Annotated in this window: 5 protein-coding genes and 1 pseudogene; 2 read left to right on the top strand and 4 right to left on the bottom strand. The window is 75.0% G+C overall.

Annotated features, from left to right (window positions below; translation table 11 throughout):
- Positions 1–17: 17 nt before the first annotated feature.
- Positions 18–8,726: pseudogene (locus tag KBY32_RS34865) on the top strand (amino acid adenylation domain-containing protein); the annotation flags it as partial.
- Here KBY32_RS34865 and KBY32_RS34860 read toward each other — a convergent pair.
- From KBY32_RS34860 to KBY32_RS34845, 4 genes are all read right to left on the bottom strand, one after another.
- Positions 8,674–9,708, bottom strand: coding sequence for an LLM class flavin-dependent oxidoreductase (locus KBY32_RS34860; RefSeq protein WP_210982889.1), 1,035 nt, complete (start codon positions 9,706–9,708; stop codon positions 8,674–8,676). The pseudogene KBY32_RS34865 and the gene KBY32_RS34860 overlap by 53 nt on opposite strands.
- Before the next feature lie 89 nt (positions 9,709–9,797).
- On the bottom strand, positions 9,798–11,300 hold the full coding sequence (locus KBY32_RS34855; protein WP_210982888.1) for a metallophosphoesterase: 1,503 nt from the start codon (positions 11,298–11,300) through the stop codon (positions 9,798–9,800).
- A 64-nt stretch (positions 11,301–11,364) separates the two neighbouring features.
- On the bottom strand, positions 11,365–12,120 hold the full coding sequence (locus tag KBY32_RS34850; RefSeq protein ID WP_210982887.1) for a dienelactone hydrolase family protein: 756 nt from the start codon (positions 12,118–12,120) through the stop codon (positions 11,365–11,367).
- Between the two features lie 121 nt (positions 12,121–12,241).
- Positions 12,242–12,862, bottom strand: coding sequence for an L-threonylcarbamoyladenylate synthase (locus KBY32_RS34845; RefSeq protein ID WP_055622981.1), 621 nt, complete (start codon positions 12,860–12,862; stop codon positions 12,242–12,244).
- Positions 12,863–12,988: 126 nt separating this feature from the next.
- Between KBY32_RS34845 and KBY32_RS34840 the strand changes: the two genes are divergently transcribed.
- Entirely contained in the window at positions 12,989–14,500 is a 1,512-nt protein-coding gene (locus tag KBY32_RS34840; protein WP_210982886.1) for a helix-turn-helix domain-containing protein, read from the top strand.
- Positions 14,501–14,537: the final 37 nt, after the last annotated feature.

Genomic DNA, 14,537 nt, shown 5'->3' with positions numbered 1-14,537 from the left:
CCCCCAACTGCACCCCGCCCGCGCCCTCGCTGGAACGCCTGGCCCCGGGCTTCCGGCTCGTGGACTCCGTGCAGCCCTGGCAGGCGCCCGGCCCGCTGGTCGCGGGCGTCAACGCCTTCGGCTTCGGCGGCACCAACGCGCACGCCGTCCTAGAGGAGGCACCCGCCCAGGCGCCCGAGGCACCACCGGCCGCCGACGGCCCGCACCTGCTCACCCTGTCGGCCCGCGGCGCCGACGCCCTCCGAGCCGCAGCGGACGACCTCGCCGCCCATGTCCGCGCCCACCCCGAGCTGTCCGAGGCCGACATCTGCGCGGCCGTCGGCACGGCCCGCGACGACGGCCCCCATCGCCTCGCCCTGGTCGCCGACGGCGATCTCGTGGACCGTCTGGCGGCCGTCCGCGCCGAGGACTTCGGCCGCGTCCGGCCGTCCCGCCCGCGCACGGTCTTCCTGCTGCCCGGCCAGGGCGCCCAGCGCCCCGGACAGGGACGCGCCCTGTACCGGGCGGCGCCCGCCTTCCGGGAGGCGCTGGACGAGGCGTCCTCGGTCGTGGGGCCCGCGCGGGGCCGTTCGCTGGCCGACTGGTGCCTGGACGCCGACGCGGACCCCGGTGACCTGGCCCGGACGGAGGTCGCCCAGCCGCTGCTCGTCGCGTTCGGGGTGGGCCTGGCCCGGCAGCTGGCCCGCTGGGGCATGGTTCCCGACGCGGTCACCGGGCACAGCGTGGGGGAGATCGCCGCCGCCTGTGTCGCCGGTTCCCTCACGCTCGCCGAGGCCGTCGGCTTCGCCGCCGAACGCGGGCGGCTCGTCGCGGAGTTGGCCCGCCCCGGTGCCATGGCGGCCGTCCGGGGTGACGAGGACACCGTCGCCGCCCTCGTCGCCGCGTCCGGGGGCGCCCTGACCGTCGCCGCCGTCAACGGGCCCCGCCAGGTGGTGATCGCGGGTTCCGAGGCCGCCGTCGACCAGGCCCTCGCGGAGCTGGCCCGGCGAGGGATCGCGGCGCGCCGGCTCCCGGTCTCGCACGCCTTCCACTCACCCCTGCTGGAGCCGGTCCTCGCCCCGCTGGGGGAGGCGGCGCGCTCGCGGACCGCCACGCCGGGGGAGGTGCCGATGCTGAGCACGGTCACCGTCGACTGGGGACCCGACCTCACCCCCGCGTACTGGGAGCGGCACGCCGTCGCGCCCGTACGGTTCGGCGCTGCGGTGGAACGGCTGCTCCGGGAGGGCTACGACACGTTCCTCGAACTCGGGCCCGGCGACACGCTCGGCGGTGCCGTCCGCGCCACAGCCACCGCCCAGGACGCGTCCGACATCGCCGTCCTGACACCCGCTCAGTGCGACGCCCGCGCGCTGCTGGAGGCCACCGGCCGGCTGTGGGCACGCGGGGGCACCCTGCGCCGGGCACTCCCGCGCCGGGCGACCGGGCGGGCGCGGGTGGAGGTGCCGACGTACCCGTACCGGCGTCGGCGGTACTGGCCGGGCGGCGACGTCGTGGTGCGGCGCCTGCTCTGGGCCGAGGCGCCCGTTGTGATGGGTGAGCCGCCCCAGGTCGTCCGGCTCGTCGGAGGGGACGGCGACTTGGGCCGTGCGCTGGCGGAACGGCTCACGTCCGGCGGGGTGACCGTACGGGACGACGGACCGGCCCCGGACACGGTGGTGTGGCTGACCGGGGCGGCGACGGACGTGGACGCGGCCGTCGAGGACACGCTGACGTCCCTGCGCCAGGTCCTCGATCTGCTGTCCGACGGTCCCGTACGCCTGCTCGTCGTCACCGAGGACGCGTACGCCACCGGCGCCCCGGCGGAGTCGGCGGTCCCGGCGCGAGCGTTCGCGCACGGACTCGCGCTGGCCGTCCCGCAGGAGCACCGTGGAGTGACGGCCCGGGCCGTGGACCTGACCGGCGCCGACTCCCTGGCCGCCCGTGTCGACGCCCTGGAACAGGAACTGCGCGCGGCCCATGGGCCGGACGACGGGCCGACGGTCGCCTGGCGCGCCGGGCGCCGGTTGGGCCGTACGCAGGCTGACGTGCCGGACACCCCGGCCCCGGGCCTGCCGTCCGGCGGCACGTATCTGATCACCGGGGGAGCCGGGGGACTCGGCTCGGCGCTGGCCCGCGAACTGGCGGCCGGCGGCGCCCGTGAACTCGTCCTCGCCGGACGCTCGGTGACGGCCCCCGAGGCGCTGCTGGCCGAGCTGCGGGCGCTCGGTGTCCAGGTCCGCCACCACGTCGCCGACGTCGGCGACCCGGCCTCCGTGGACACCCTCGTCGCCACGCTTCCGCCGCTGGACGGGGTGTTCCACGCCGCCGGTACGGTCCGGCCCGGCACCCTGCGGTCCAAGTCGGACGGCGAGATCCGGCAGGTCCTCGCGGCGAAGGTGCGCGGCACGGTCCTGCTCGCGGACGCGCTGCGCCGCCACGGCCAGGACCCGGGCGTCCGGGTCCTGTTCTCCTCGGTGGCCTCGGTGCTGCCCGGTCTCGCGGGGGCCCTCGGCGACTACGCCGCCGCCAACGCCTTCCTTGACGCGTTCGCCGCGGCCGAGCACGCTGCGGGCCGCCCTTGGCAGGCCGTCGGCTTCGGACCTGTGAGTGACGCGGGCACGGCCGCCGGGGCCGCCTCCGCAGGGCGGCTGCGCGAGCTGGGTCTGCCGGCGATGACGGCCCGGGAGGCGATCGGCGCACTCCGCACGGCCGTGGGCACCGGTGCTCCGCATGTGGTGCTCATGGCGTCGGCACCGGAGGCTGTCCCCGTCGTCTCTACGCAGGGGTGCCCCGAGAGGCCCGCCCCGGACGCCGACGCCGACCTCGTGCGCCGGCTCCTGGCCGAGGCCCTGCACCGGGCCCCGCGCGACATCGGCGACGACGACCCCTTCCTCGGCCTCGGGCTGGACTCGCTCACCGCCGTGGACCTCGCGCGCCGCCTGGAGAGCGAACTCGGCCGGCCGCTGCCCGCCACCCTGCTCTTCGAGCACCGCACCCTCGGCGAACTGACGGCGTATCTGCGGACCGAGCCTTTGGAGGACCACAGGCCCGTCCTCGCACGCCCGCACCCCGATGACGGGCCGATCCCCCTCACCCCGCTGCAGCGGGCCTTCCTCACCACCGAGGCCCTGTTCGAGGACGTCACCGCCTACAGCTATGTCCGCCAGACCGTCCGCGGCCCGCTCGACCCCGATGTCCTCGGCCGTGCCCTCGCCCTGCTCGCCGCCCGGCACCCCATGCTGCGGCTGCGCGTCACCGACGGCATGCCCCCGCTGCAGTACACGGCGCCAGCCGAACCCGTCGACCGCCCGCCCCGCTGGTACGAGGTGCGGGACGCCGACGACACCTGGCGTGCCCTGGCCGACCTCGAACCGGCGCTGTGCAACCGGCCGTTCGACCTCACCGCCGAGGACCCGGTGCGTGCCGTCCTCGTCCGGGACCGCCGGGACGCCGGGCTCGCACACCTGCTGCTGGTGGTCCACCATGGTGCCGCCGACGGCTACAGCCTCAAGGTGCTCTGCGAGGACCTCTGGTCGCTGTACACCGGGCCCGGCGATGAACTGCCGCCTGGCGAAGCCGAGTTCGGCGAGTACGCCGCCCTCCTCGCCGCCGAACGCGACACCCCCGCCTTCGCCCGCGACCTGCGCTACTGGCGCGAGCGGATCGCCGCGCACGGGCCGGTAGACCTCGCCTCGGCCCTGCCGTACGACGGCGGTCCGCACGCCGCGCCGACGCCGCCGTACGTCCACCACCGGACGACCGCCGACCCCGAACTCAGCGCCGCCCTGCGGGACGTGGCCGCCCGGCACGAGGTGTCCCTCTTCCATCTGCTCCTCGCCGTCCACGTCCGGTGCCTGGCCCGCTGGAGCGGACAGCCGGCGGTCGCCGTCAATGTGGCGCGCGCCCGCCGGGAAGCCGCCCTGCCCGGTATCGAACGCCTGGTGGGCCCGCTGGCCGACACCCTCCCCGTGTTCGTGCGGGTCGACCCGGCGGAGAGCGTGTCCGAACTGGCCGTACGGCTGCGGCACATCTGGCGCGAGGCGGAGGCACACGGCACGCCCGGCAGCCCCGACCTCGCCGTGTCCCTGCCCGCCACCGGGCCCGCTCCCCGCACGGTCGCGCCCGCCGGGTTCAGCTTCGCCCGTTTCCCCGTACGTCACGGCGGGGGCCGGCCCGTGGAGGTGACGCCCACGGCGGCGGCCACCGCCTCCGCCGCGACCCGGCTCGGTCTGCTGTGCTGGGAGGCGGACGCGGCCCTGCACTTCTCCTGGAACCATCCCGCCCATCTGTTCCGGCCCGAGACCACCGCACGTCTGGCGGAGGACTATCTGGCGGAACTGCGGGACACCACCAAGTCCCACGCCCCGCACAGTGACCACCGGGGCGGTGACGGCATCGTCCCCCGGCTCCTCGCCCGGTTCCGCGCGACCCCGGACGCCGTGGCGATCCACACCGGCACGAGCACGCTCACCTACGCCGCCCTCGACACTGCCTCCGCCGCCCTGGCCGCCCGCCTGCGCGCGCAGGGCGTACGACAGGGCGACCTGGTCGGCCTTCTCGTCGAGCAGGGCCCGGACGTCGTGACCGGCATCGTCGGCATCCTCCGCGCGGGCGCCGGCTGGGTCCCGATGGACCCCGGTCATCCGGCGGCCCGCCGACGCGAGCAGCTGCTCCGGACCGGCGTCACCACGGTCGTGGCCCATGCGGCGACCGGCGATGCGGCGGCCGAACTCGACGGCACCCAAGTGCTGTTCATCGACGCGGCCGCCGCGCCGTCCGACCCCCGCCCGGAACCGCACCCCGACCCCGACGCCATCGCCTACGTGATCCTCACCTCGGGTTCCACCGGCCGCCCCAAGGCCGTCCCGATCACGCACCGGTCGATGCTCACCTACCTCGACTGGGCGCTGGACACCTTCGGCTACGGGCCCGCCGACCGGCTTCTGCAGACGGCGTCCGTGTGCTTCGACGCCTCCGTGCGGCAGGCGCTGGCGCCGCTGCTGGCCGGGGCCGCCGTCCACACCCTCTCCCGCGACGTCCTCCGCGACCCCGACGCGCTCCTGGACCGGGTCGTCGACGACCGGATCACGGTGTGGAGTTCGGTGCCGACGCTGTGGGAACGGCTGCTCACCGCCGCCGAGAACCGGGCCGCACAGGACCGGACGCCCCCCGACCTCTCCGCGCTGCGCTGGGTGCATGTCGGCGGTGAGGCGCTGCCCGCCGCGCAGGTGCGCCGCTGGTTCGACCTGCTCGACGCCTGCGGGGGCGCCCCCCGGCACCGGGTCGCCAACCTGTACGGGCCCACCGAGGCCACCATCAACGCGACCTGCCACATCCTCGACGCCCGCCCGGACGACGAACTGCGCCATGTGCCCATCGGCCGCCCGGTCGCCGGCACCGACGTGGACGTCGTCACGCCCGACCTGCGCCCCTGCGCACCCGGCGAGGCGGGCGAACTCCTCATCGGGGGAACGGGACTGACCCCCGGATACCTCGGCGAACCCGCACTCACCGCGGCGGCCTTCGTCGAGCGGGACGGGCGGCGCTGGTACCGCAGCGGCGACCGGGTCCGGCGTACGGCCGACGGCGTGCTCGACTTCCTCGGCCGTCTGGACGACCAGGTCAAGATCCACGGGCACCGGGTGGAACCCGGCGAGATCGAGGCCGTCCTGCTGTCCCACCCGGACATCGCCCGCGCCGCCGTCCTGCCCGCCGAAGGACGTCTGGTCGCCCACCTGGAACCCCGGCCCGGCGCCCGGGTCCCCGACACCCGTGCCGTCCGGGCGTTCCTGTCCCGCACCCTGCCGCCGTACATGCTGCCGGGACGCGTCCGCGAGGTCGCCGCGATGCCCCTCACCGGCACCGGGAAGATCGACCGCGACCGGCTGGCCCGTGAGGCGGACGTCCCGCTCACGGCCGTCGTGCCCGCGCCGCGTCCCTCGTCGTCGCCCGCCACCCCGACCGAGCGCACGCTCGCCCGGATCTGGGCGGCGCTGCTGGACGCGCCGGACGTCAGCGCCGACGACGACTTCTTCGAGCTGGGCGGCGACTCCATCATGGTGCTGGAGCTGTTCGCCCGGATGCGCGCCGAACTCTCCGCCGTGCCACGGCCTACGGTCCTCTACACCCACCGCACCCTGCGCGCCCTGGCGAAGGCCGTCGACGCCGCCGAGCCGGCCGCTGACGCTGCCGTGACCGGTGTGAAGGCCGTCAACTCCGGACCGGTCACGGCGGCGGTCCGGACCGCCGCCGTGACCGGTGCGAGCGTCGTTCACGCCGAACCGGCCCCGGCGGCTGCCCTGACCGGCCCGTACCCCCTCACACCGTCCCAGCGGGGCTTCCTCCTCGCCGACACCCTCGACCCCGCCACCGGCTCCGCCTGGCTCGCCCGGTTCCGGCTGACCGGCCCTCTGCGGCCCGACGTCTTCCAGCGGGCCGTCGACGTGCTGGTGACCCGGCACCCCATGCTGCGCACGGTCTTCCCGGCGGGCGCCCGGCCGCCCGTGCAGCAGGAACTCCCCGATTCCCTGCGGCTGCCCGTGCGGCACGAGACCGTCCACCCCGACGTGCTTGAGGCACGGATCGCCGAGGAGGGGCGGCGCCGACTCGAGCCCTGGGGCTGGCCGTTGCTGCGGGCGACCCTGTTCACCACGGCACCCGAGGAACACGTCCTCCTCGTGCACGCCCACCACCTCATCGGGGACGGTTACAGCGCCGCCCTGCTCGCCGGGGAACTCCTCACCGTGTACGACCGCCTCGACCGCGGTCTGCCCCACGGCCTGCCCCCGCTGGAGAGCACCTTCCGCGACCATGTCCTCCGGTCCGCCGAGCGGCCCCGCCCGTCAGGTCCCGAGGCCGAGGCGTACCGCGCCCGGCTCAACGCCCCCTACACACCACCCGCGTTGCGCACGCACTCCGGTGCCGCAGGGGCCGGGTTCCACACGGCCGGTTTCACGCTCGACGCCGTCGGCGCCGGGCGGCTGCGCCGACTGGCCCGTACGGCGCGCAGCACGCTCTACGCGCCGCTGCTCACCGCCTACCATCGCGCCCTCACCCGGCTCACCGGGCAGACCGACCTGGTGATCGGCCTCGCCGTGACCGGGCGCGAGGACTCCGTCCCGGACGCGCACCGGGTGTTCGGGCCCTTCGCGCAGGCGGTGGCGCTGCGCCCGGCCCCGCCCACCGCCCCCGACCGGACGCCCGCCTTCGCCGATGACCTGCGCCGGATCGTCGCCGAGGCGGAGCTGGCCCGGGCCGAGGGTCCTGCCGGGCCCGGCACCGCCGGCGGGCTGCCCGCGCACGCCCAGTTCTTCTTCACCTTCCTCGACTTCACCTCCCTCGGCGCGCCGTCCGGCGGCACGCTCTCGCTGCACGCCGACCAGGCCGACACTCTCCTCGCGCCGCCCCCGCCCGGCACCGACGTGTTCCTGGCCGTACGACCGCTGCCCGGCGCCGACGGGCTGCGCGTCACCGTCCGTGCCTCCGCGGCGGCGCTCACGGCCGACCGCGCCGCCGAGCTGGCCGAACAGATGGAGCAGGAACTGCGGGCCGGCACACATCGTTCACGCCGGGCGCTGGACGCCGCCCTCGTCGGCTATCTGCCCGCCCCGGCGCATCTCGCGGCCCTCGCCGGGCTGCCGCCCGGCGCCCCGCGCCCCGGCCGTGAGGAGATACGCGGGCTGTTGTTCCCGGACGGCCGCGCCCGGCTGCTGGAGCGCACCGGCACCCCGCTGGGCACCACCGGCTTCGTCGCCCTGCCGCTGTTCGCGGACGAACTGGCCGCCGCGGGCGACCTCGCGGCCCGTACCGCGCGGGCCGTCGAGCAGGCCGCCGCGCTGGGCGCCCGATGCGTATCGCTCGCCGGGACGATCCCCGCGCTCACCGGCTACGGCTTCGACGTGCTGCGGGAGGCCGGGACGGACACGGCGATCACCACCGGGCACGCCACGACGACCGTCGCCGTCGTGAAGACCGTGCACGCCGCGCTCGACGCCACCGGGGGCCGCCTCGACCGGCTGTCCCTCGCCGTCGTCGGCTGCGGTTCGATCGGCACCTCGTCCCTGCGGCTGCTCCTTGCGACCTCACCCCGGCTGCCCGCCGGGCTCGTGCTGTGCGACCTGCCCGGCAGCACGCCCCGGCTCCGACGGCTGGGGGCGGAGCTGCAGGAGACGTACCCCCAACTGCCTGTGCGGATCGTGGAGTCGGGGCCCGGACTGCCCGACGCCGTCTACGCGAGCGAGCTGATCGTGACCGCCGTCAGCGGGGCCTCGGCGCTTGTGGACGTCGACCGGCTGCGGCCCGGCACCGTCCTGGTCGACGACTCCTTCCCGCACTGCTTCGACACCGCCCGCGCGCTGGAGCGCATGGACGCACGCGGCGATGTGCTGGTCGTCGGCGGTGGCCTGCTGGATGTCGGGGCCGACCGGCCCCGGCTCGCCGAGGGCCTCCCGGACGTCGCCGCCACCGGCTTCGCCGGGCGCTCCGGCATTCCCGGCACCCTGGCCTCCTGCCGGCTGGAGTCGCTGCTGCACGCCCACCGCGCCGCGGACCCGGCCCGCGATCCCGGTGGCCTGCCCCTGACGCACGGCCTGGTCGACCCGTCCCGTGCCCTCGCGTACTGGGACGCCGTCGAGGCGGCCGGTGTGTCGGCCGCCCCGCTGCATCTGCTCGACCAGGAGGTCTCCGCCGCCCGGTTCAGGGCGCCGGACGACCCAGTGCCGGACCGAGCCGGGTCGCGATGTCCGTGAGGATCTGCACATAGTCGTCGTGCCCGAAGCTGAAGGGCAGCGCGAACGCCACCTCGTCCACCTCGCGGAACGCGGCGTGGGCGTGGAGGCGTTCGGCGATCTCCTCGGAGGTGCCGATGAGGTCCGGTGCGAACAGCAGCCGCGCCGGGCCCTGCGGCGAGCTGGTGCGGGGGGTGCGTTCGGCGACGTACTTCTCGTAGCGGGCCCGCTGTTCGGGTGTCGCCGAGTCGGTGGGGATGACGACGAGGCCCTGGGAGACCCGGGCGTTCTCACCGTCCGGGTGGCGCTCCCGGAAGGCCCGGATGTGGGACAGCTGGATACGCGCGAAGTCGGGGGCGCCCGACGCGTCCTGGTCGTCCTCCACCTTGACGACACTGCTGGTCAGCAGGTTCATGCCGTGCTCGCCGGCCCAGCGCGCCGAGCGCAGACTGGCGCCGCCGTACCACATGCGGCCGCCCAGCCCGGGGGACTGCGGCTGCACCCGGTCGGAGAACACCTCGAAGCCCTCCGTGCCGCTGAAGTCCGTGACCGGTTCGCCCCGGACGAAGTCCAGCAGCCGGCGCACCCGCGCGTATCCGAAGTCCTCGGCGTCGGCGGTGTCCGGGTACAGGGCCTCCTTGACCCGGTCGTAGTGCATCGGAGGGCCCACGCTCACGCCGGGGTTGAGGCGCCCGCCGGACAGCAGGTCGACGGTGGCGAGATCCTCCGCGAGGCGCAGCGGGTTCTCCCAGCCGAGCGGGATCACCGCGGTGCCCAGCTCGATCCGGCGGGTGCGCTGCGAGGCGGCGGCTAGGACGGCGACGGGGGAGGAGATGCCGTACTGGAGGTGCCGGTGGCGGACCCAGGCGCTGTCGAAGCCGAGCCGCTCGCCCAGTTCGATGATCTCCAGCGTGGACTCGTGGCCCCGGGCCGGGTCCGCCCCGTCGAACAGTCCGATGGTGAGGAACCCCAGCTTGCGCAAGGGGCGGGAGATGGGTGCCACGAGCCCTCCGTCGTCGTCCGATGACCGGGTGATCAACCCGTACGGCTCAGGCAACACGCTCCCGCACGGACATGTTCCCGCCCCGTTCCTCAGACCAGCGGGATCGTCACCTCGTCCTCGACCGGCGGGTCGAGTTCCTGGGCGAGGTTGCCGGTCGCGGCGTGGCAGCGCAGCCGCACCGCGTCCGGGCCGACGTCGAGGCGCAGGAAGCATTTGAAGAACGGCGGGCTGTAGGTGGCCGAACTCGGAGAGAACAGCTGGGTGTAGAGCTTGCGCACCGGCAGCCGCAGCCGTGCGCTGCGGTCGGGGCGGCGGCCCGCGCCGAGCAGGGCGGCCACCAGCCGGACCCGCCGGGTGACCCGGGCCGTGGTCTGCTGGGCGCGGGTCAGCGGCATGCCCAGGCGCTCGGCGACGACGGCCGCCGCCTCGGCCTCGGTCAGGGTGAAGAAGCGGCGCAGCCGCAGCCGCCGGCCGTACAGCGTGCTGTAGAAGGCCAGGGAGTCGCCGCGCAGCGGGTAGCAGCGGAAGTCCGCCTCGCCGACGCCCGCCACGTCGACCTTCGGGATGGTGTGCGTGGCGTGCATGAAGGCACCGCCGCCGCCCGCGACGACGTACTGGATGGTGCGGTCGCCGACCCGCACCGGATACCGCTGGTAGTTGTGGATGTCGCCGCCGATCGCCGCCACATAGCGGTGTGCGGGATCGCGGACGATGTCGTCCACGGTGCCGCCGCCCTCGATCGCGCAGGGGTGGTGCTCACCGTCCACATACAGGGGCGAGCCGGTGATCAGGATCTTCGGGCGGGGGTCCTTGGACACCTTGCGCAGCCACGCGCCCTGTTCGGCGTCGAGCGTGCCGAGCAGTCCGGTGTCGATGCCGACGATCCGCACCGGGCCGGCGTCGATCGCCCAGTACGAGCCTGGCTGGGTGGCCAGTTGATCGGGCGCCGACCGCAACTTCCGTGCCTCGTCGAGCCGTTGGCCGTCGCCCTCGCGTGGCCGGTGCCACAGCAGCGAGCGCAGCCGGGCCCGGCTGAGCGGGCGCGGCGCGGGCTCCGGTGGGAGCGGCGGGGCGTCGTCGCAGAACACCCGCATGAACGCGGTCAGGTCCTCGTACCAGTCGTGGTTGCCGGGTATCGCGTAGATGGGCGCCCGGTAGTCCTGGTACGGCCGGAAGAACTTGGGGCCGTAGTCGTCGGCGCCGCCCACCGGGTAGATGACGTCGCTGGCGAGGATCGCGAACCTGGTGTCCCTGCCCTCCTTCAACAGGCCCGGCACGACGGCATATTGGGGGTCGTCGCCCTCGCCGGTGTCCCCGATGACCAGGAAGGAGAACCGGTCGGGGTCGTCGCGCCGGATCACCTTGTCGGCCGGAGCCCCGGCGGCCGTCCGCTGGGCCACCCACCGGCCGCGGGTACGTCCCGTCGGATCCCCGAACAGCGAGGCCAGTACGCCGTTGCGGGCCGCCCACAGCATCCGGGGGTCGAGCCAGGAGATCTTCCGGCCACCGGTCGGCATCAGCCCTTTGTAGGTGCCGGGTTGGGCAGCGCCCCAGCCGGCGCCTTCCGCGGTATCACGTGAGGAGACAGACACCGGTGCACCGTAACAATGATCGGGTGACGGGGAGCCGACCGCCCCCGTCACCCCAACCGGCCCTTCAGAAGGCGCGGTTGAGCAGGTCGAGCAGCGCCTCCCAGTGCCGCTCGTCGGCCGCGCGGTCGTAGGCGGCGGTGTCGGACTGGGTGAAGCCGTGGCCGGCGCCCTCGTACACCTCGCAGCGGTGCCGGACCCCGGCCTCGGTGAGGGCCTTCTCCAGACGGTCGATCTGCTCCGGCGGCAGGGAGTGGTCGTGGTCCGCGTGCCCGAAGTACAGCTCCGCGGTGACGCGTCCGGCCACCAGGTGCGGGCTGTCCGGGTCCTCGGTGGCGAGCCGTCCGCCGTGGAAGCCGGCCGCGGCGGCGACCCGGTCCGGGTAGGTGCCGGCGGTCAGCAGGGACAGCCGCGCCCCCATGCAGTAGCCGGTCAGCGCGACCGGACCGTCCGCCGCGGCCGGGCACGACTCCAGCCAGCGCAGATAGGCGCCGGCGTCGCGCATCGCCGCCTCGGGGGTCAGCTGGCGCATGATCGGCCCGAGGGTCTGGAAGATGTCCGGCCGGGCCGCCGTCTCGATGAACTCGGGCAGATCGAGCACCGGGGCCCGGCCGGCGCGGTAGAAGAGGTTGGGCACCAGCACCGTGTACCCGTGGGCGGCGAGCCGGTCGGCCATCGCCTCCAGCCGGGGCCGCAGCCCGAACGCGTCCATGGAGAGCAGGACCGCGGGCCGGGGCCCGCCGTCGGACGGATGGGTCAGGTAGGCGTCGGCGACGCCGTCCTCGGTGGGGATGTCGACGACGTTTCCCTGGACGGAGGTCATGGGGGTGGCCCTCTCTACGGGTACGGCACATCAGGTCACCGGCCCGCCGGGGCCGGACCGCGCACATGTTTCCACGCGCGGTCCGACGGCCCCCGGCACCCCCTGCCTTTTGAGGACGCCTTTACTCGAACCGGGACGTGTCCCCCGCGCCCGCGCGCACGACCTCCGCCTCACCGGAGGAGAAGTCGATCACCGTGGTCGGCTCGGTGCCGCACTCGCCGGAGTCGACGACACCGTCCAGCACATGGTCCAGCCGGTCCTTGATCTCCCAGCCCTGCGTCAGCGGCTCCTCCTCGTCGGGCAGCAGCAGCGTGCTGGACAGCAGCGGCTCCCCGAGCTCGGCGAGCAGCGCCTGGGTGACGACATGGTCGGGGATGCGCACCCCGACCGTCTTCTTCTTCGGGTGCTGCAGCATGCGGGGCACCTCCCGGGTCGCCGGGAGGATGAAGGTGTAACTGCCGGGCGTCGACGCCTTGATCGTGCGGAAGACGTCGTTGTCGATCCGTACGAACTGGCCGAGCTGCGCGAAGTCCTGGCAGACGAGGGTGAAGTGGTGCCGGTCGTCCAGGCGGCGGATCGACCGGATGCGGTCGATGCCGTCACGGCTGCCCAGCCGGCAGCCCAGCGCGTAGCAGGAGTCCGTCGGGTACGCGATGAGCGCGCCGGAGCGGACGCTCTCGGCGATCTGCGCGATGGTGCGCGGCTGCGGATTGTCGGGGTGCACGTCGTAGTACTTCGCCATTGGCCGAGCCTATCCCCGGGGCGACCGCGCACCACGTCGGCACCGGCCCGCCGCGCGGACGTGAGGTAACGTCCCCGACCGGTACGTGAACGAAGCGCAGAACCGCAAGACGAGGTGAAGGCCGACATGGCTGGCGGAGAGGACGGAGCCGGGCAGGCAGGGGTGAGCGACGCCGCGCCCTCGGCGTGGGCGCAGGAACTGCTGGACCACCTGCGGCCCCACGGCAGGGACGTCCGCCGTGTCGTGTCCTGGCTCGCGGACGCCGTGCGGGGCACCGCCTGCCTCCAGGACGACACCGGCGCCGTCGTCGCCGGCACCCGGCCGCCCCTCGTCGACCAGCTGGTCGACGCCGTCGCCGCCGGCCGGATCGCCTCGGCCGCCTGGGAGGGCCAGGGCCGTCATCTGCGGCTCGTCCGGGTCGCCTACCCGGACCCGTCGGCGGCGGGCGTCCTCGCCGTGTCCCGCCCCGAGCCGTTCGACCGGCGGGCCGCCGACATCGTCGGCCACACCGCGCACGTCCTGGAACTCCTGCTGCAGGCCGGTGAGACCACCGCCGCGGGCCGCCGTCTGGAACGGGCGACCTCCGATCTGCGGCTGGCGATCCTGCAGCTCCTCATGGTCGAGGACACCGTGTCCGCCCGCCGCGTCGCCGCCGGGCTGTGGCCAGGACTGCTCGACACCGACACCGCCTGCGTGTACGTCGTCGAGGGCAGCGCCGAGGAACGCGACCGGCTCGCCGAGGAGTGCGTCGACGTCACCGGCGAACGGGCGCTGGTCGTGCTCTGCCCGGCCGTCGACGAGCACGTCATCGTCGTCACTCCCGGCGACGCCGAGGCCCGTGAGCTGCGGTCGCTGATCGGGCCGCGCCCGCGCACCTTCCTCGGCGGCAGCGCCCGGCAGGCCCTGGTGCGCACCGCCACCGCCTACGGGCAGGCCGTGAGCGCGCTGGCCGTCGCCCACTTCCGGCCCGACAAGGCGGCCGTCTACGCCGAACGCACCCACCCCGAACGCCTCGTCGACCCGGTCGCCCTGCGCTGTTGGACGGCCCGTGTGCTGCGCCCCCTCGACGCGCTGCCGCACCACACCCGCGCCGAACTGCTCGCCACCACCCGGCTGGGCCTGGAGTTCACCGCGGTGAACGCCGCCAAGGTGCTCGGCGTCAGCCGCAACACCGTCCGCGCCCGGATGGAGCGGGTCGAGACGCTGCTGAGCACCAGCTTCTCCGACCTGGCCGCCCGGGCGGTCGTCCACGTCGCCCTCAACACCCAGGAGGGCCTGGCCGGAGCGCCGGGCGACCCGGCCGCCCCGTACGACGACCCGGTGACGCTGGGCGACCTGCTGTCCGGGCGCGCCATGGTCACCTGGGCGCGGGACCTGCTGTCCCGGCTCGACCACGACAGCCGCGACCTGCGCCGCACGCTGCGCGCCTGGATCGCGGAGGGCGGCAACGCCGAACGGGCCGCGCAGCGCCTCGGCGTGCACGCGCAGACCGTCCGCGAGCACGTACGCAGCGCGGAGCCCGTCCTGGAGCGCGCGCTGCTGTCCGGCGGCAGCGATCTGTACGAGGTCGTCCTGGCGCATCTCGCGCTCGGTGACCTGGAACTCCCCGCCCTGCACGCGGCGAAACCGGGCGTTTAGGGCGCGGCTGTGCACAGGTGAGTCCCGGCGGGCTCCC

Source organism: Streptomyces sp. RK62 (assembly GCF_018070255.1).
GTDB lineage: Bacteria > Actinomycetota > Actinomycetes > Streptomycetales > Streptomycetaceae > Streptomyces > Streptomyces nigra.
The sequence above is the reverse complement of the archived record's forward strand: the minus strand, read 5'-3'. Positions and strand labels throughout refer to the sequence as shown.